The sequence below is a fragment of the Methylosinus sp. C49 genome (genome assembly GCF_009936375.1).
In the GTDB taxonomy this organism is placed as follows: Bacteria; Pseudomonadota; Alphaproteobacteria; order Rhizobiales; family Beijerinckiaceae; genus Methylosinus.
This window is the reverse complement of record NZ_AP022332.1, coordinates 116,557-134,915: the sequence shown is the minus strand read 5'-3', so window position 1 is coordinate 134,915 and position 18,359 is coordinate 116,557. Positions and strand designations below refer to the sequence as shown.

General features: G+C 67.1%; 17 protein-coding genes and 1 tRNA gene. 8 read left to right on the top strand and 10 right to left on the bottom strand.

The genetic code is table 11. The features are described from left to right. Window position 1 precedes the first annotated feature (1 nt). The 3 genes from GYH34_RS00625 to GYH34_RS00615 all read left to right on the top strand — a co-directional run bounded on the left by GYH34_RS00625 (window position 2) and on the right by GYH34_RS00615 (window position 2,038). Window positions 2–943, top strand: coding sequence for an alpha-E domain-containing protein (locus GYH34_RS00625; RefSeq protein ID WP_018266912.1), 942 nt, complete (start codon window positions 2–4; stop codon window positions 941–943). Window positions 944–991: 48 nt separating this feature from the next. Beyond that, the gene (locus GYH34_RS00620; RefSeq protein ID WP_161911904.1) at window positions 992–1,813 is read left to right on the top strand and encodes a transglutaminase family protein; all 822 of its coding nucleotides are present in this window, start codon (window positions 992–994) and stop codon (window positions 1,811–1,813) included. Between the two features lie 140 nt (window positions 1,814–1,953). Next, window positions 1,954–2,038: transfer RNA gene (locus GYH34_RS00615), tRNA-Tyr, on the top strand. A gap of 27 nt (window positions 2,039–2,065) precedes the next feature. Here GYH34_RS00615 and GYH34_RS00610 read toward each other — a convergent pair. Beyond that, window positions 2,066–4,549 carry an EAL domain-containing protein gene (locus GYH34_RS00610; RefSeq protein ID WP_161911903.1) on the bottom strand — a complete coding sequence of 828 codons (2,484 nt, stop codon included), beginning with the start codon at window positions 4,547–4,549 and terminating at the stop codon, window positions 2,066–2,068. 270 nt (window positions 4,550–4,819) lie between these two features. Between GYH34_RS00610 and cobT the strand changes: the two genes are divergently transcribed. Beyond that, the gene (gene cobT / locus GYH34_RS00605) at window positions 4,820–6,748 is read left to right on the top strand and encodes a cobaltochelatase subunit CobT (protein ID WP_161911902.1); all 1,929 of its coding nucleotides are present in this window, start codon (window positions 4,820–4,822) and stop codon (window positions 6,746–6,748) included. A 550-nt stretch (window positions 6,749–7,298) separates the two neighbouring features. Here the strand turns inward: cobT and rpmB are convergent. Both rpmB and GYH34_RS00595 read right to left on the bottom strand, forming a co-directional pair. Beyond that, window positions 7,299–7,598, bottom strand: coding sequence for a 50S ribosomal protein L28 (gene rpmB / locus GYH34_RS00600; protein ID WP_026191519.1), 300 nt, complete (start codon window positions 7,596–7,598; stop codon window positions 7,299–7,301). Between the two features lie 197 nt (window positions 7,599–7,795). Beyond that, window positions 7,796–8,206 (bottom strand): nuclear transport factor 2 family protein, encoded by a 411-nt coding sequence (locus GYH34_RS00595; RefSeq protein ID WP_161911901.1) that lies wholly within the window; start codon window positions 8,204–8,206, stop codon window positions 7,796–7,798. A 153-nt stretch (window positions 8,207–8,359) separates the two neighbouring features. Here GYH34_RS00595 and GYH34_RS00590 point away from each other — a divergent pair, with 153 nt between their 5' ends. From GYH34_RS00590 to GYH34_RS00575, 4 genes are all read left to right on the top strand, one after another. Then, window positions 8,360–8,599: a hypothetical protein gene (locus tag GYH34_RS00590; protein WP_161911900.1), complete on the top strand. Its 240-nt coding sequence runs from the start codon at window positions 8,360–8,362 to the stop codon at window positions 8,597–8,599. A 213-nt stretch (window positions 8,600–8,812) separates the two neighbouring features. Then, on the top strand, window positions 8,813–9,703 hold the full coding sequence (locus GYH34_RS00585; protein ID WP_161911899.1) for an NAD(P)-dependent methylenetetrahydromethanopterin dehydrogenase: 891 nt from the start codon (window positions 8,813–8,815) through the stop codon (window positions 9,701–9,703). 135 nt (window positions 9,704–9,838) lie between these two features. Then, the gene (gene fae, locus GYH34_RS00580) at window positions 9,839–10,348 is read left to right on the top strand and encodes a formaldehyde-activating enzyme (protein WP_161911898.1); all 510 of its coding nucleotides are present in this window, start codon (window positions 9,839–9,841) and stop codon (window positions 10,346–10,348) included. Window positions 10,349–10,490: 142 nt separating this feature from the next. Continuing rightward, on the top strand, window positions 10,491–11,510 hold the full coding sequence (locus GYH34_RS00575) for a hydantoinase/oxoprolinase family protein (protein WP_161911897.1): 1,020 nt from the start codon (window positions 10,491–10,493) through the stop codon (window positions 11,508–11,510). Window positions 11,511–11,515: 5 nt separating this feature from the next. Here GYH34_RS00575 and GYH34_RS00570 read toward each other — a convergent pair whose 3' ends face one another. The 7 genes from GYH34_RS00570 to GYH34_RS00540 form a co-directional block, all read right to left on the bottom strand. Beyond that, window positions 11,516–13,093, bottom strand: coding sequence for an ATP-binding protein (locus tag GYH34_RS00570; protein ID WP_161911896.1), 1,578 nt, complete (start codon window positions 13,091–13,093; stop codon window positions 11,516–11,518). Window positions 13,094–13,308: 215 nt separating this feature from the next. Next, a complete protein-coding gene (locus tag GYH34_RS00565; protein ID WP_161911895.1) occupies window positions 13,309–13,875 on the bottom strand; it encodes a DUF4337 family protein in 567 nt (188 codons plus the stop codon). Window positions 13,876–13,962: 87 nt separating this feature from the next. After that, window positions 13,963–14,532 (bottom strand): DUF447 domain-containing protein, encoded by a 570-nt coding sequence (locus GYH34_RS00560; protein WP_161911894.1) that lies wholly within the window; start codon window positions 14,530–14,532, stop codon window positions 13,963–13,965. 37 nt (window positions 14,533–14,569) lie between these two features. Next, complete coding sequence (locus GYH34_RS00555; RefSeq protein ID WP_161911893.1) at window positions 14,570–15,964, bottom strand: DUF6513 domain-containing protein; 1,395 nt, start codon at window positions 15,962–15,964, stop codon at window positions 14,570–14,572. Beyond that, window positions 15,957–16,526 (bottom strand): flavoprotein, encoded by a 570-nt coding sequence (locus GYH34_RS00550; protein WP_036294230.1) that lies wholly within the window; start codon window positions 16,524–16,526, stop codon window positions 15,957–15,959. The genes GYH34_RS00555 and GYH34_RS00550 overlap by 8 nt, the downstream gene beginning before the upstream one ends. Further along, window positions 16,523–17,173: an aspartate kinase gene (locus tag GYH34_RS00545; protein ID WP_161911892.1), complete on the bottom strand. Its 651-nt coding sequence runs from the start codon at window positions 17,171–17,173 to the stop codon at window positions 16,523–16,525. Before GYH34_RS00545 ends, GYH34_RS00550 begins: the two co-directional genes overlap by 4 nt. After that, on the bottom strand, window positions 17,151–18,332 hold the full coding sequence (locus GYH34_RS00540) for a (5-formylfuran-3-yl)methyl phosphate synthase (RefSeq protein WP_174242346.1): 1,182 nt from the start codon (window positions 18,330–18,332) through the stop codon (window positions 17,151–17,153). The genes GYH34_RS00545 and GYH34_RS00540 overlap by 23 nt, the downstream gene beginning before the upstream one ends. Window positions 18,333–18,359: the final 27 nt, after the last annotated feature.

Sequence of the window (18,359 nt, the reverse complement as noted above, 5' to 3'; positions counted from 1 at the left end):
CATGCTCTCACGCACCGCAGACAACCTCTTCTGGCTGGCCCGATATATGGAACGCGCGGATTTTCTCGCGCGCATACTGCAGGCGTCCAGGCGCCTCGCCACGCTGCCGCGGGCCTATGGCGGCGTGGAGACGGAATGGGAGAGCGCGCTGCTCTCCTCCGGCGCCGCGCCCGCCTTTCACGCGGCGGGGCTGACGGTCGACGAGGCCAATGTCACGCAATTTTTGGCTTTCTCGCCGGATAATCCGAGCTCGATTCGCAATTGCATCGAGCTCGCCCGCGTCAACGCCCGCGCCGTGCGTACCGCGCTCACTGTCGAGATGTGGGAAGCGATCAACGGCGCCTTCCTCGAGCTCAAGGCATTCGAGCAGGCGAGCCGCTCCGCCGAGGAGGTGACGCGCTTTCTCGATTTCGTGAAGCAGGTCTCCGCCGCTTACGATGGCGGCGCGCATCGGACCATGCTGCGCAACGACGCCTATTGGTTCTCGCGGGTCGGCCTCTATCTCGAGCGCGCCGACAACACCGCGCGCCTCTTGGACGTGAAATATCATGTGCTGCTGCCGGAGACGGAGGCGGTCGGCGGCTCGCTCGACTATTTCCAATGGACGGCGATCCTGCGCGCCGTCTCTGCGCACACCGCCTATCATTGGGTCTATCGCGACAGTCTGAAGCCATGGCTCGTCGCGGACCTTTTGATCCTGCGGCCGGAGATGCCGCGCTCGCTCATCGCCTGCTATGAGAGCGTGGTGCAGAATCTCGATCGTCTCGGCAAATCGCATGGCAAGCAAGGCCCGGCGCAGCGCCACGCTCGCACCGTCTTCGGCCAGCTCGAGCATGCGACCATCGAGAATGTGTTCCACAATGGCCTCCATGATTTCATCCAGAGCTTCATCGCCGACAATCATCGGTTGGGGGCTCTGGTGTCGGAGCAGTATCTTTTCTAGAATGAGATGTGTCGGAGCCGGCGTTTCCGGCTCCCTTTGCGGTGTAAGATGCACATAAGAGTCAGGCGCGAGACGATCTATCGTTACGCGGAGCCGGCCAAGGCGGCGATTCAGAAGCTGGCGCTCACCCCTCGCAATTACGACGGGCAGCACGTTCTCGACTGGCGTATCGACGTCGATCGCGACTGCCGCCTGCGCGCCTGCGAGGACGCTTTCGGCAATGTCGTGCACAGCATCTATGTCGAGGGGTCGCTCGAGGCGCTCACCACCGTGGTCGAAGGCGCGGTCGAGACCTTCGACACGGCGGGCGTCGCGCGCGGCGCGATCGAGCGCTTTCCGCCGGAGCTCTATCTGCGCGAGACGCCGCTGACCGAGGCGAATCACGCGATCCGCGATTTCGCGCTGGCGGCGTCGGCGCGCGAGAAGGAGACGCTGGCCAGGCTCCATGCGCTGGTCGGCGCGCTGCACGAAGCCTTCGTCGTGGCGGAGGAGCCGACCAGCGGCGCCGTGGCGGCGGCCGACATCTTCGCGCGTCGCCGCGGCTCGGCGCAGGATGCGGCGCATGTCTTCATCGCCGGCGCGCGCAGCCTCGAGATTCCGGCGCGCTTCGTCTCCGGCTATGCGCTGCGCGCGGACGCCGGCGCCGCCGTCCACGCCTGGGCCGAGGCGCATGTGGCGGGGCTCGGCTGGGTGGGCTTCGACCCGACGCGCGGCGCTTCGCCGGACGAGAGCTATGTGCGCGTGGCCGTGGCGCTGGATCATCTGGGCGCCGCGCCGATTCGCGCCGCCCATTCCGGCGGCGGCGACGAGACCGCGGAAGTGCGCGTCAGCGTCGCCCGCGCCCAGGGCCAGTCGCAGAGCCAGTCCTGAGCCGGCGACGGGCCGGCGACGCCTTCGGTCATTTTCGGGTTGACAGCGGGGACGCAAATTCCCCATATGCGCCCTGCTTCACCGGCCCTTCACGGGGCCGTCGCTCGCGGGACCTATCCTCTTGGGTCCGTCGAGAAGCTGGGGGAATGTCCCGAGCGGCAAAGGGGGCGGACTGTAAATCCGCTGGCTATGCCTTCGTAGGTTCGAGTCCTACTTCCCCCACCATTCTACGGCGCGCCGCGGCGGAAAAGCTCACGCCGCGCTCACCGCCTCCGCCCATCTCTTATCGTTGCTCTCCAGCATGCGCCGTAGCTCTGCGGCCGGCGTCGGGCGGCTGAACAAAAAGCCCTGCATCTGCGTGCAGCCTTCCGCGCGCAGCCGCGCCAATTGCTCATGCGTCTCCACGCCCTCGGCCACGGTGGCGACGCCGAGGCACTGCCCGATCCCGGCGACTGCGCGCACGATCGCCCCGCATTCCTGATTCTCCGGCAGCTCCTTCACGAAGGAGCGGTCGATCTTGATCTTGTCGAAGGGGAAGGAGCGCAGATAGCTTAGGCTCGAATAGCCGGTGCCGAAATCATCCATCGATATGCACACGCCGAGGCTGCGCATTTGATGCAGCACGGCGAGATTGGCGTGGTTTTCGGCGAGCAGCACCGATTCGGTGATCTCGAGCTCGAGCCGCTGCGGCGCGAGGCCACTCGTCGCCAGCGCCGACAGGACCGAGGCCACCAGCGAGCGCGAGCGAAATTGCGCGGGCGAGAGATTGACGCAGACGCCGATCGGCTCCGGCCAGCTCGCCGCCTCGCGGCAGGCCTCGCGCAGCACCCATTCGCCGATCGGCGTGATGAGCCCGGTCTCCTCTGCGATCGGAATGAACTCATTGGGCGAAATCGAGCCGCGCAGGGGATGGAACCAGCGCAGCAGCGCCTCCGAGGCGACGATGCGATTGGTCGCCAGGTCGATGAGCGGCTGATAATAGATTTCGAACTCGCCGGCGGCGAGCGCATGGCGCAGGTCGGCCTCCATCGTGCGGCGCACGAGAATGGAGGCGGCCATCTCCGGCTCGAAGAAGCGATGCAGGCCGCGCCCGTCCGCCTTGGCGCGATAGAGCGCTATGTCGGCGTTCTTGAGCAGAATATCGGCGTCGCCGCTGTCGATGGGCGCGACCGAAATGCCGACGCTGGCGCCGACCGTCACCGAATGGCCGTCGACCTCATAGGGAATGCTCAGCTCGCTCACGATGCGCTCGGCGAGACGGTCCGCCTCGCTCGCTCCGGCGCCCGATTGGACGATAGCGAATTCGTCGCCGCCGACGCGCGCCACCATATCGCCCGGCGCCAGAGTCTCGCTCAGCCGCTCGGCGACGGCGATCAGCAGCCGATCGCCGACCGGGTGGCCGAAGGCGTCGTTCACGTCCTTGAAGCCGTCGAGATCGAGATAGAGCACGCAGAGGCTTTCCGCGCCGCTCTCGAGCCGCTGCAGCCCGTCCGTCAGCCGCGCGCGGAAGAGCGCGCGATTGGCGAGGCCGGTGAGCGGATCGTGATGCGCGAGATGGGCGATGCGGGCGGCCTGCTCGCGCTGCTCGGTGACGTCGACAATGGCGAGCAAAATCGCCGGACGATCGTCGAAGGAGATTTCGCGCGCGTAATTCTGCACCTTTATCTCGCGCCCCTCCGCCGTGCGATTGATCCATATGCGGTCCGACGGACGGCGAACGGCCGCGCTCTCATGGGCGATCGTCACCGCCGGCCATTCTTCCTCCGCATAGAGGTCGAGCAAGGTGGAACGAAGAAAGCGCTCGCGCGCATAGCCGTAATGGGCGACCGCGGCGTCGTTGACGGCCATGATGCGCAGGCTCTGCGGATCATGCACCCACATGGGCATGGGATTGCTCTCGAACAGCAGGCGGAAGGAGGCCTCGCGCGCCTTCAGCGGCGTGACGTCGGTGAGCGTCACGCCGACGAGATCGCCCATGGGCGCGGCGGAGAGCCGCAAATGCATCGCGGCGCCCTCGGCCGAGCGATGCGCGACCTCGAATGTGTCGGGGAGCGCCGATCGGAAAATGGCGGAGAAGCGCTCGAAGGTCCCGTCGGCCATCCAGGCCGGGACGATCTCGCTGATGCGCCGCCATTGCAGATCGCGCTCGGCGCCGCCGAAGAATCGGCTGGCGCTGGCGTTGAGGCTCACGATGATGAAATCGATTATGTCGCGGCCGGCGTGGACGGCGGCGAGCGTCGCCAGCCCGCCGTCGGTGGCGCGATAGATCGCGTCGACGAGATCGTGCTTGGAGGCCCGCTCACGCGCGAAGACGAGAAACAGCGTCGCGCCCCAATGGCTCGACAGCGGGAAGACGACGATCTCGCAGGTTCGCACCAGGCCGCCGCGAATGCTGCGCGCGATCGCCGCCGCCGGCGCTCCGCGCGCGCAGGCCGCGTCGAGAGCCTCGGCGATGGCGTCGCGGTAATTGCGCTCCAGAGCGTCGAGCCGCAGGCCGCGCAGCGACGCGCCCAGCCAGGCCTCGAAGGCGCCGCCGCCATAGAAGAACGCGAAGCCGCCGTCCTCGTCGCGTCCCGCCAGCGCCAGATCGTCGGCGAGCCGGCCGAGGCTACCCAGCGCGATCTGCTCATAGGGCGGCAGGCCGCCGACCGGCGCCTCGACCTGCCATTTGAAACACAGCTCGTCGACGTCGCGAAATTCGGTGACGACTCCATATCGGGAGGCGATCTCATACATGGTTCGGCTCGGATCGAGGGGCTTCTGGCGCGAGAAATTGACCGGAAGCATTGAAAAAACAGTAAATAATTCAACATCTTAGATTGAAATGGCGTCATCTATCCGTCATATGCCGGCCGAAATAGCTGATAGTTAACGAGAAACTCGCGCGTCGTCGGAATCCGCGGGTGATTTCGTCTTCGGCGATTTTCATAACTCTCGATCCGGCATAGGCTATATTGGCTCGCTCGCCCGAAGGCGGGCGCCGAGCTCACGATCGAACGGACTTCTATGGCAACCAATCGCAAACCCGCCTCGCCGAAGGAGGCTCCGCAAGAGCCGTTCAAGCGCGCCGTCGCCGGCGCGATGCGCGCCATGGCCAAGCGTTCGGAGCTGGAAGTCTCCTTCTCGCCGGAGCGCGCCATGCTGCTCGGCGCCGACGACAAGGCCAAGGCGCGCCTGCCGGAGCCGCCGCGCAAGCTCACCGCCCAGGACGCCGCCATTGTGCGCGGCCACGCCGATTCCATCGCTCTGCGCCTCGCCTGCCACGATGAGGCGGTCCATCGCCGCGTGCAGCCGCAATCTCCCGACGCCCGCGCCGCCTTCGACGCGCTGGAGCAGGCGCGCGTCGAATCGATCGGCTCGCGCCGCATGGACGGCGTCGCCGCCAATATCGGCGCCATGCTCGACGATCGCTATCAGCGCGCCCGCTTCTCCGAGATCGAGACGCGCGAGGACGCGCCGCTCGAGGATGCGCTGGCGCTCATCGCGCGCGAGCGTCTGACGGGCATTGCGCCGCCGCCGCATGGCCGCAAGGCGGTCGATCTCTGGCGCCCGTGGATCGAGGAGCGCGCCGGCGCCGATCTCGACAAGCTTGTCTCGGCGCTCGAGAATCAGCGCGGCTTCGCGCAGCTCGCGCATCGCCTGCTCGCGTCCCTCGAGCTCGAGGGCGAGAGCGCGGGCGGCGAGGAGGACGCCGAGGAGCCGAGCGAGGACCAGCCGCAAAATCCCGACGAGGCCGAGGGCGAGGAGACCGAGGAGGACAAGCAGTCCGGCTCCTCCGAGATGGACACCGCCACCGCCTCCGAGGAGGCGCTGGAGAAGGGCGAGAGCGAAGCCGCCGAAATTCTCGACAGCGAGATGCTGGAGGAGATCGACTCCGGCGATGTGGACGAGGCAATGGAGACGCGGCGCCCGCCGACCTCCTCGGCCGATCGCTCCGGCGGCGAATACAGGGCCTATACGTCTCGCTTCGACGAGACGGTGAAGGCGGAGGACCTCTGCGACGCCGAGGAGCTGGATCGCCTGCGCTCCTATCTCGACAAGCAGCTCCTGCATCTCTCCTCTGTCGTCGGCCGGCTCGCCAATCGCCTGCAGCGGCGGCTGATGGCGCAGCAGAACCGCGCTTGGGAGTTCGATCTCGAGGAGGGGATGCTCGATCCCGCGCGCCTGCCGCGCGTCGTCATCGATCCGCAGCAGCCGCTCTCCTTCAAGCGCGAGAAGGACACGAATTTCCGCGATACGGTGGTGACGCTGCTGCTCGACAATTCGGGCTCCATGCGCGGCCGGCCGATCACAGTGGCGTCGACCTGCGCCGATATTCTCGCCCGCACGCTGGAGCGCTGCGGCGTGAAGGTGGAGATTTTGGGCTTCACCACCAAGGCCTGGAAGGGCGGCCAATCGCGCGAGATATGGATCGCCGACGGCAAGCCGCCGAACCCGGGCCGGCTCAACGACATACGCCACATCATCTACAAGGCCGCCGACGCGCCCTGGCGGCGCGCGCGCCGTAATCTCGGCCTGATGATGCGCGAGGGCCTGTTGAAGGAGAATATCGACGGGGAGGCGCTCGACTGGGCGCATCGCCGCCTGCTGGCGCGGCAGGAGCAGCGCCGCATTCTGATGATGATCTCCGACGGCGCCCCGGTCGACGATTCCACTCTGTCGGTCAATCCGGGCAATTATCTCGAGCGCCATTTGCGGCACGTCATTCAGGAGATCGAGACCAAATCGCCGGTCGAGCTGATCGCCATCGGCATCGGCCATGACGTGACGCGCTATTACCGCCGCGCCGTGACCATCGTGGATGCGGAGGAATTGGGCGGCGCGATGACGGAAAAGCTCGCCGAGCTGTTCAGCGAGAACGCCGCGCCTGCCCCGGCGCGCGCTCCGCAACGCGCGGCGCCGCAGCGGCCGCGCGTCCTCGCCACGGCGCCGTGAGGGGGCGCTCGGGGTGGCGCTCGTCGTCCCGAATCGCCTCTCGTAATTCACCGAATGGTGAATGAGTTTAAGTCGAGTTAATTTCGCAACCAGCGCTCAACCGCGCCGAAAACGAGTCGGCGGGGGAACCTTCAGGGCGGCTGTTGCATTAATATTTCGGCGCGACCGTCTGGTGCGCGTGCAGTGACGATCGGATGTCCGAGCGATCGGCCGTCCGAGAGTGACGAGGGAGTTGCGTATGATTTCCTTTGGCAAAGTTCGAAATGCGGGATTGCCCGCGGCGTCTCACGAGCCGCTCGACGTCCAGAGGGTTCTCTGCGTCGCCGCGATCTTCTCGCTGGCCACCCTTCCCCTGCTGCTCAGCGTAGCTTTGTCGATCTGGGGCTGACACGCCGCCCGGAGCGATTGCCGGCGCGCGGCTGGGGGCTCGCGTCGGCAAGGGCGGCCAAAACAGGAAAGACCCCGCGCTCTTGCCCAGGGCGCGGGGTCTATTTGTCTTTGAGCCGGAACAGAGCGCGCCTTTGAAGGAGCGTATCCCGTGGCGTCGAGATCAGGCGGTCGCGGGGGCGGCGGCCAGCTTCTTGACGATCTCGCGCTTCAGCGCGCGGGCGTCGTCGGAGAGTTCCGTGTCGCGCGCCTTGACGAGGAAGCCGTCCAGGCCGCCGCGATGCTCGACCGAGCGCAGAGCCGCCGCCGAGACGCGAAGACGCACGGAGCGCGCCAGCGCGTCCGAGGCCAGCGTCACATTGACCAGATTGGGCAGAAAGCGGGTGCGCGTCTTGCGGTTGGAGTGGCTGACGAGATTGCCCGTCTGCACGCCTTTGCCGGTCAGTTCGCAACGGCGGGACATTGTCTTTTCCTTTCGATCGGCGCAGAGCGCGGGAGGCCGCGCCATTCGATGGCCGTATGACATGAAAATCGCGCAAAGGCCCCGCGCCCCGGGGGGCGAGCCCTTGGTTGGGCGGTCTTATAGAGGCAGGGGCGGCGCAAGGTCAACAGGGGATGTCGCCTTCATGGCGATCCTGTGAAGCTTCGGCGAACCTACCGTCAATGCAGCGAGCGCGTCGGCGGCGCCTGCGGGGTCGGCGGCGGCTCGCTCTGGACCATCAGCGGGCTCGCCTGATGATGCGCCAGACGCCACGCGCCATCGACGAGCCGGAAGCTGTTGGTGGCGACGAGCGCCGCCTGGCCGACCATCTCTATGCAGACGACGCGTCCCTCGGAGCCGCAGAGCAGCGCGCGCTCGCTGCGGCGCAGAACCGGGTCCTGCATGGGGTTGCGCAAAATCTCGCGAAAGGAGGCCAGCACCTGCTCGCGCCCGAAGATCGGCGGCCAGCCGGGGTGGATGCAGCAGATTTCCTCATCGCCCCAGATCGCCGCCATCCCATCCAGGTCCGCGGCGACGAAGGCTCGATAATAAGCGGCGTTGGCCGCGAGTAGAGACGCCTCGTCCGACATGGGCGCGAAGAATGCGCCCAGCTCGAGCCGATGGCAATAAATATGTCGAGGAAACGCATTGCGAAAAGCGCTCGCGCGGCGCCCTTGACGCCGCCGGGCGCCGCCCGATTTCCTCCAGCGGAGCCGCATCTGCGGTCAATGAGGGCATGGATCATGAAAATCGGCGGCTTTGCGATCGTCCTGCTCGCCGGCGCGCTTCTCGCCGCCGCTCCCGCCGAGGCGAAGCGCTCCTCCCGCCGCCCGGCCTATGCGCCGCCGGCGGCGGCCCCCGTCTACGCCGCACCCGTCTATGCCGCGCCCGTGCGCCCGGCGCCGGTCTGGGGCGCCGACGGCTATCGCTTCGATCCGCCGGGCGCGGGCTCCACCTTCGGGGCGTCGCCTTTCGGCTATTGAGGCCACTGTCGCCCCTGCGCTGTCCTGGGGCGGGACAATAGGCTGGACATTCGTCCCGTTCTGCGGTCTATGCGTCTCGCCATTCGAGACCGGGCTACGCCCGCGCCCGCCGTCCCGGTAACGCTCATCCGAAAGCTCGGCTGAGCTCGAGCGTCACGCAGGGCGCGCAGCGCGCTCGCACGCCGGCAAGGACAGAAAGGTTAGGAATTTCCCATGGCCGCCAAATCGATCCTTCATATGTTGAGCACGCTGAAGCATATGAGCCCGTTCGACGTCAACATGGCGATCGACGCGGGCTTCGACGTGGCGATCCCCTACACGAATGTCACTCTCGACGAGGTGACGGCGCTGGTGCAGGACGCGATGTTCTCCCGCGCGCCCTCGGCGGCTCTGCGCACCGGAATTTTCTTCGCCGGCCGTGACGCCGTGCTCGCGCTCGACATGCTGGACGCCGCCGAGAAGGCGCTGCTGAAGCCCTTCGAGATTTCGCTTTTCGCCGACCCTTACGGCTCCTTCACCACCGCCGGCGCCATGGTCGCCTTCGTCGAGAAGGTGCTGCGCGAGAAGAAGGGCCGCGAGCTCAAAGGCGCCAAGATCGTCGTCTATGGCGCGACCGGCGTCGTCGGCTATTCCTCCGCCGTCATCGCCGCGCTCGAAGGCGCCGAGGTGACGATCGTCGGCTACAGCGGCCTCGACCGCGTGACCGTCCAGGCCGAGGAGATCGAGAAGCGCTTCGGCGTGAAGGTGACGCCCGCCGACGGCAGCAAGTCCGAGCAGGTGCGCGCCCTCCTCGTCGAACATGAGATCGCGCTCTGCGCGGCCCGCGCCGGCGTCCAGGTTCTGTCCGCGGAAGACCTCGCCGCCGCCAAATCGCTGCTCATCGCGGCGGACGTCAACGCCGTTCCGCCGCTCGGCGTCGAGGGCGTCAAGCTGCACGACAAGGGCGTCGAGCTGCCGTCGGGCGCGCTCGGCATCGGCGCGCTCGCCATCGGCGACATCAAATACGGAACGGAGGCCGGTCTCTTCAAGCAGATGACCACTTCCGACAAGCCGCTGCGCCTCGACTTCCGCCATGCTTTCGCGCTGGCGCGCAGCCTGCTCTGAGCCGCTCGAATCTGGATCGGGCCTCGTCCCGACGGTTTCGTCCCGACTTGCCGCTGTCATGCGAAAATGATTGATGACGGCGGCTCGTCTTCCCTCGCTCGGATTCCCCCAGCGATAAGCCATAAGGAAAAGAAAATGGCCGTGATCAACAAGCTTCTGGTCGGCGAGTCGCTCGTCGGCGAAGGCAATGAGGTCGCTCACATCGACCTGCTGATCGGACCGCGCGGCAGCGCCGCCGAGACCGCCTTCGCCAATGCGCTGGTCAACAACAAGGACGGCTTCACCACTCTGCTCGCCGTCGTCGCGCCGAACCTGCTGGCCAAGCCGAACACGATCCTGTTCAACAAGGTCACCATCAAGAACGCCAAGCAGGCCGTTCAGATGTTCGGACCGGCGCAGGCCGGCGTCGCCAAGGCGGTCGCCGATTCGGTCGCCGAGGGCGTGATCCCGGTCGCCGAGGCCGATGACGTCTTCATCTCGGTCGGCGTGTTCATCCATTGGGACGCGAGCGACGACAAGAAGATCCAAGAGTACAACTATCAGGCCACCAAGGAAGCCATCGCCCGCGCCATCAAGGGCGAGCCGAAGGCCGCCGAGGTCGTCGCCAAGCGCAACGACGTCAAGCATCCTTTCGGCGCCAACTGACGGCTTCGACCGGATCGCTTATCTTCGGGGGGAGCCGCTCGCGGCTCCCCTTTTGCTTTTTGAAGGCGCGCGCAGAATTCCCCCTCTCCCCGCCTGCGGGGAGAGGGTAGGGGTGAGGGGCGCGATCGAAACGGAAAGGCTCATGGCCAGCGTCATCGGCTTCGACATAGGCGGCGCGCATCTCAAGGCCGCGCGCGCCATTGACGGGCGGATCGTCGAGGTGCTGCTGCTGCCCAGCAATCCGCATTACGGCCTCGCGCGGCTCGAGAGCGCGATAGAGGAGGCGGCCGCCCGGCTCGGCGCCGCGGATCGATTCGCCGTCACCATGACGGCCGAGCTCTCCGACGCTTTCGAGACGCGCGCCGCCGGCGTCGCCGCCATCGCCTCGGCCGTCGCCCGGCGCGTGAAGGGCGAGACGCTGTTCTACGCCGGGGAGGGCGGCTTCCTTCCCTTCGCCGATGTTCGCGGCGCGGCGCAGGCCATCGCCTCCGCCAATTGGCGGGCGAGCGCGGAGCTGGTCGCGCGGCGTTTCCCCGAGGCGCTATTCATCGACATGGGCTCGACGACGACCGACCTCGTCCCCATTTCCGGCGGCCGCGTCGGCGCTCTCGGCGGCGGCGACGCCGAGCGCCTCGCCAATGGCGAGCTGGTCTATACGGGCTTCTCGCGCGGCGATCCGCTGGCCGGCGTGACGCTCGCGCCCTTTGCGGGCCGCTGGACGCCGCCGGCGCGCGAGAATTTCGCGACCATGGCCGATGTGCGCCGCGTGACCGGCGATCTCGCCGCAGAGGACGCCGAGCCGACCGCGGACGGCCGCGGCAAGAGCGTCGCGGAATCGATCGCGCGCCTCGCCCGCCTCGCCGGTCGCGACGCCGCCGAGGCCTCGCGCGCGCAATGGCGCGCCTTCGCGGATTTTCTCGCCCGCGCGCAAATGCGCTCGATCGAGGATCAGATCGCGCTGCTGCGCTCGCGCGCCGCAATGGCGGAAGGCGCGCCCATCGTGGGCGCCGGCGTCGGCCGCGCCTTGGTCGCGCGCCTCGCTCTGGCCGAAGGCCGCGCCTATCGCGACATCGCCGAGTTCATCGATGCGGTCCCGGAGGCCGCGGCCGCCGCCGCCGACTGCGCGCCTGCCTGCGCGGTCGCCCTGCTCGCCTCCGGCTGAGCGGATTATTCCACGGCCGCGGCGCGCGCCAGCAATATGCGTACGCGCTCGGTCAGCTCCTCGAGCGTGAAGGGCTTGCGCAGAACTTCGATGTTCGATGCGAGATCGAGGCTGTCGAGCGATTTGCCGGCATAGCCGGTGATGAGCAGGATCGGGAGATCGGGGTGAGCGGCGCGGGCGGCTTCGGCCAGATGGCGCCCGCTGACGCCCGGCAGGCCGACATCTGTGACCAGCAGACATAGGCTCTGCTCCGACTCCAGCACCTTCAGCCCGGCGTCTCCGTCATCCGCCTCTATGACTTCGCAACCCATCTCCTCGAGCGTGTCGGCGATCTGCATTCGAACTTCCAGCTGATCCTCGACGAGCAGCATCTTTCCGCAGGGCGCGGCGGGGCAGCCTTGCTTTTGCTCCGCGATAGCCTCCGCCGGCTGGACCTCCCTCTGATCGCGCCCGGGCAGATAGAGGCGCACGCTGGTTCCTTTTCCCGGCGCGCTGTCGATGCGCACGAAGCCGCCGGACTGCTTCACGAAACCATAAATCTGCGAGAGCCCGAGGCCAGTGCCGCGCCCGGTCGGCTTGGTGGTGAAGAAAGGCTCGAAGACATGCGCCAGCACCTCGCGGCTCATGCCGGCGCCATTGTCCTTCACGCTGATCTCCACATAATCGCCGGGCGTGAGATCAGGGTCGTCGGGGGCGGCGTCCAGCCGGCGATCGGCGGTCGCGATCTCGAGCACGCCGCCGGCCGGCATGGCGTCGCGCGCATTGATGGCCAGATTGAGCAGCGCGCTCTCGAGCTGCGACGGATCGCAGACGACGCTGCGTCGGCAGCGGCCGAGTCGCAGATCGAGCTCGACGCCGGAGCCGAGCGTGCGCCGCAGCAGATCCTCGAGGTCGACGATCAGCCTGTCCGGCTCTATGACGCGCGGCAGCAGCGTCTGGCGGCGGGAGAAGGCGAGCAGACGATCGATGAGATTGGAGGCCGAGCTCGCCGCCTTGCGAATGGCCGCGACCGAGGGGCCGATCTCCTCGGCGCGTCCGCGCGCCAATTGCCGCTCTATGACGCCGAGCGAGCCGATGACCACCTGCAGCACATTGTTGAAGTCATGCGCTATCCCGCCGGTCAGCTGGCCGATGGCCTCCATCTTTTGCGCATGGGCCAGCCGCTCCTCGCTCTCCAGCAGCGCGGCGTTGGCCCTGCGCAGCTGATCGGGCGAGGGCAGAGCCAGAAAGCTCGGCAGCCACCACCACAGCGCGATCGAGGTCCCGAGCGAGACGAGCGCCGTCGCCGCCTTGACGAGTCCCTGCACGCCATAGACCGGCTTCCACAAGGTCACGACATCGAGCCAATGCGTGGCCCCGCAGAGCAGGATGAAGGCGGCGAACAGCCAGAGCAGGGGCCGAAATACGAGATCCGCGCGTCTCTGCCCGATGATGACCAGCGCCAGCGGAATGGAGAAATAGGCCAGCGCGATCAAGCCGTCGGAGATCGCGAAGAGCCAGATCAGGCCCGGCTCCCAAAGGAGGCAGAAACCATGCGGCGTCAGATTGTCGACGCCGAAGAGCCATTCGCTCAATGCAGACATCGGAGGCACTCCACAAGCGGAGAGATTGCGATGGCGGCTGAAAAAGCAACCCGCGCTCCGCTGGCGGCGAGATGGGCTCGGCGCGCGCCCGTCGTCGCTGAAAATGAGACAAGTCTACGAAAAATGAACGAAAACTCGGCAATGCGCGGATTTTGGGCCGGCTTCGGCCGGGGCGGCCGCGACCCTGCGCCGCGGCCCCGGCCGAAGCGCTGCGCTCAAATATAGGCGTAGCCGGCGAGAAGAACGCCAGAGGCGGCGAGAGCGAGGCCGGAATACCATGGCCATCTGCGCCCGCGGGTGATGATCGCGATGGTCGCAATGGCGATCGCCGCATGCACCAGCGTCACCGCCATCGTCAGAATGTGATGGCGATGCTCGTGATGCTCGGCCTCGTGCAAATGCTCCTCGACGCGATGCTCGAGCGCCTCGGCCTCGGTCTTGATCGCCTTGCTCTCGTCGTCATAGCGCTTGGCCTCGCGGGCCAGCGGATCGGCCTGCGGGCCGCCCTGCTTGGCGGCGACCTCGTTCACGCTCTTCTTGATGCTCTTGGCCTGGAAGAAAGCCCATTGATCGCTCGCCTTGCTCTGGCTGAGCGCGGCGGCGTTCTGCGCGCCGAGCGTGGCGGCGGTCTCGATCGTCTCCAGGCTGCCGATGGTCGCGGCGACGACGGCGAAAACGGCGATCGTCATCGAGACCTGCGTCATGAAGGGCGTGCCTTCATGCGCGACATGCTCGGCATGCTCCGCGTGCTCGAGATGCTCTGTCGTCATTGCTTCGGACATTGTCCATCCTTCGTGAAAATTCGTGTCGAAATTTAATCGAGCGAGCCGCGGGCGCGCCGCGCCGTTCCGCCCCGAGGGGCGAATCGGTCATTCCGACTGCGTTTGAAGATAAGCCTCGATCTTGGCCGTCACCAGCTCCCACGCCTCGCGCTCGGCGGCCCCGGCCGTCTTGTCGATCGCTATGCGGAGATAGGCCATTTCTGTGTCGATTTTTTCGCGGGGAAGCATTCCGAGCCGCGTCGCCAAAATAGCGGCCTCGACCACGGCCGATTGAGCGCGGTTGAACCCCAAAAAGGGCTTGTGGGAGACGATGTTTCTTATCCGGCAGAAAAAGCGCGGCCGCTGAGGGTCGCCCTCGTTGCGCGCTACTTCCAGCTCGGCGTGCGAGAGGGCGGCGGAAAGGCGCGGCGCCGGCCAATCGGGGACCGGCTCCATCGGCCAGTCGCTCTTGCCGCAAACGCAGCCGGCGAAAATGCGCACATCGTCGATGAAGCTCGCCGTGGCGAAGGGCGCGGCCTCGAGATTGGCGAGCGTCGTCGAGGGGCGGAAGGGCGCGATGACCCAGAACTCGTCCTGCTCGATGAGCCCGAGCGGCGCGATGTGATGCTGGCCCGTGGGGCCGACTGTGGTCACGACGCATTCGCGGATCATCGGCATCGGCTGCTGCTCCCGCTCGGGTCCCGTGAGATATCCATCATTCCCGCGCTTTGCGCAGCGTATGCCCGGCTTCGCGCAGGCGCGTTTCGTCCTCTTGCGATCTATCCGAAGCGCAGCCGAAGTCCAGCGGCTCGTCCTGCCGATAGCGCTTGCCCAGACGAAAAGCGATTTCCGCCTTCATCAGTTCCGCGCCGAGATAGAAGGCGTGGGCGCTGTCCTTCTCGACCCCGAGCTCGGGAAAGAGCGACATGGCGTCCTGCGCCACGCGATGAAAGCCGCGGGCGTAAATGTGAATGCCGTCGGCTGCGACCTCTATGCGGAAATTCTCGTCGCGCAATTCGCGCGCGAGCTCGGCGATCTCCTCCGGCGTTGCGGCATAGGGGCGTTTGTCGTGGATTTGCAGCAGCGCGTCGCTGTAGCCTTTGGGCAGGGCGGCGTCGGCGCGCGCGGCGAACAGCATGCGCCGTGCGGCGTCATGCTCCTGCACCGTGCGGCGCGTGTGCGGGCTCACCTGCACGGTGAGCAGATGGCGAATGTCCAGCTCCGAGCACAGGCCCAGCAGAACGGCGGTGACGCCGGAGGAATCCGCGTCGGTCAATTCGGTGAGATTGCCCGTGCCCATCATTATTTCGGCGTGGGGCTCGCGGCGGCGCGTCTCGACATAGCGCTCTATGGAGGCGGCGAGGCCGAAGTGAATGGGATCGAGGATCGGATCGAGAATATAGGAAACGCCGCGTCGCTCCGCGATGCGCGCGGCGCGTTGCAATGAGTCGAGATCGCCGTGCGGATTGGGCACGAGAATCGGAATTAGCGGCGAATTGTCCGGCAGTATCGCGAGCGTATGCTCGTCGAGGCTGAGCAGATGATCGGCGCCCGCGCGCGCGCCGCGCTCCAATTCCTCGCGCTTCGCCGAATCGAGGCTGACGGAAAAGCCGCGCTGTTTCAGCGCGACGATCGTCTCTTCCATATGCGGAAAGGGCGTGTCCGGCAGGCAGCCGAGATCGATGACGTCGGCGCCCGCCTCTTTCAGCATCGCCGCGCGCGCGACGACCTCCTCCACGCTCATGATGGAGGCGTCGACGATCTCGGCGAAAATGCGCATGTCATGGCGCGTCAGATCGGCCTTGCCGCCGCGCTTGCCCAAGAACGCCGGAAGATCGGCGATCTCCTCCGGCCCGCGCTCGAAAGGCGCGCCGAAGGCCTCCGCGAGAGCGGAAAGATCGGCGCGGCAACGGCCCGGCAATATGACGCGATCGGCGTCCAGCGGGCGAGGCAGGCGGCGCAGGATGATCTCCTGCGTCATCAGCGCCGCGACCTTCACGCCAATGTCGTGGATGCGCCAGTCCCTCGCCTCCTCGCCGAAGCCCGCCAACATGCGCTCGAGGCGCGGCAGAGCGAGATGGCCGGTGAGGAACAGCAGGCGCTCAGACATTCCCGATCGGCTCCCGAGCGGAAAGCTCGCGGCGCCGGCGCTCGACGGCCTCATGCAGGGCGGCGAGGCTCTCGGCGACCTGCGTCCCCTCGAAGGTTTTCAATTTGTCGGTGTTCTCGAGGTCGATGCGGCGCGGATAGACCATCACCTTGCGATCGGGCGCCTGCGTCTCCAGCTCCGGCGCCGTGTCGCAGGCGAACACCACCGTCGGCACGCGGCATTTGCCGGCCTGGGCGAAGACATTGGTCGCGAGATTGTCGGAGATGCCATAGACGAATTTGGCGACCGTGTTGGAGGTCGCCGGCGCGACGATCAGCGTGTGATAATAGCTGTGATAGAAGCCGCCGACCGGAACCGAGCTCGCCGTCGTGTCCTTGAACACGCGCACATGGTCCGGCATGTCCTCGAGCCTGTGCTTGTACATGCGGATCACTTCCGCCGCCGCTCTGCTGACGAAGAGATCGACATGGTCGAGCGAGCGGATGATGTCGAGACATTCGGTGAAGAAATGTCCCGAGCCGGTGAGCGCCCAGCCCCAGCGCGGCGTGACGACCTTTTTCATGATGCGATGCTTTGCTCTCTGGTGAAATCGAAGCGCGCGCCGGGAAGGCCGCCGCGTGCGAAAGTTTCGGGCGCCTCGCGCAAGGCCGCGGGGCCGGCGATGAAGACGTCGAGCCCGCGCGCATAATGCGCGAAGCAGGGATCGACGATGGATGCGGCGCCACCACCCTCCCCTTCAGGGGAAGGCGGGAAATCGACGCTCTTGATCAGTAATAGCGCGCGCGCTCCCGCCGCATGCGCATACCAGGCCGCGAGACTGTCGGACGTCATGTCCCAGCTCGCTGGAATCTGGGGATCGGCGCGCGTCATCGCAACCGGGCTCCAGACTGCGATCGCGCCCTGCGCATGCGCGGCCGTCGCCTCCCGCGGCGTCGCAGCGGGGCGAAGGCCCGGCTCGAGATCGCAGAGCGCGCGCCCATATTGCTCCATGGCCATTATGGCCATGTCATGCGCCGCCGCGTCGGAGAAGCGCAGCGCCTCTTGCGCGCTGCGCACGGCGTCGGCGAAAGGGCCGCCGCCGGGAACGATGGCGAGAGGGCCGGGATAGCGCCGCAGCGCCGCCAGCCATTGGCGCAAGGCGGGGGAGGCGGCGAGGCTTCCGCCGAGCTTGACGACGAGAGGCGTCTCAGCGCTCGGGCTCGGCGGCATCGGGAAGGCCCGGAAAGAGGTTATGAACCTTGGCGGTCTCGGCCTGGCGCTCGCGCCGGATGCGAATGCCGACCGCGCCCGGCGCGACGTCGAGCTTCTCCACCTGCACGGTCAGCGCCTGCACGCGCTCGTGCCGCAGCACCAGCTCGGCGAGGCGCTCGGCGATCGTCTCGACGAGCTCTATGTGGCCCGAGGCGAGGATCATCTTTATCGCGTCCATGATGACGTCATAGGAGAAGACATTGCGCATGTCGTCGCCGCCGGCGGAGACGCGCGTCACATCGACATCGACGTTGAAGCGCACCCGCTGCGTGCGGCCGCGCTCGAAATCATAGGCGCCGATCTCGACCGGAATGACGAGATCGCGCACGAAAACATGGTCCACCTCGCGCGTGCGCTCGCGGCTCTCGAGATAGCCGCGGCCGACGACCAGCGACCAATCGACATTGGCGGCGAGCGCCGAGCCCTTGCCGCTGGCCCGCGCCGGGCCGCCGGGGATGAGGTCGCGGATCAGCGCGACGGCCGTGGCGTCCAGCGCGCTCTTGCGGTCGTGGTCGCGGCACAGCGCGCCGCGAAAGCCCATCACATCGACGCCCGTCACTAGCAGGCGCGGCACGTCCGGCGCCTCCAGCGAGCCGGCGAGCCCCGCCTCGAGGCCGAGCGCATGACAGCGCTCGACGAAGGAGGAGAGCGCGCCAATGTCGAAATGCTCGATGAGCCTGCCCTTGCCCTTATGCGCCGTGTCCAGCAGCGCGCCGGAAAAGCCCGCCGCGGCGAGGCGCGGCAGCAGGTCGAGGTCCGGCCCGAGATCGGCGAAGAGCACGGCGACGAGCCGCACGCGCTGCGCGATCGGCGCCAGAGCCGCGATCAGCGCATCGGCGTCCGGCGTCGCCGGCAGCGCGAATTTGACGAAAGCGACGCCGAGCGCGGCGGTCTCCTCTATCGCTGCGCGCGCCGAGGCAGGATCATGCGGCAGCTCGACGACGGCGCTGACCGGACGGCGGCCGGCGATAGCGCGCAGGATCGCCGCGATCTCGGCCGAAGGCAGAGCGCCGAGAGCGCCGCGGGTCGCGTCCTTGCAATCGATGACGTCGGCTCCGCCGGCGGCGGCGATCTCGGCTTCCGCCACGCTGGCGACGCTCGTCAACATAAGGGTCATCGATCAGGCGCTCTTTCGATCTCGCCT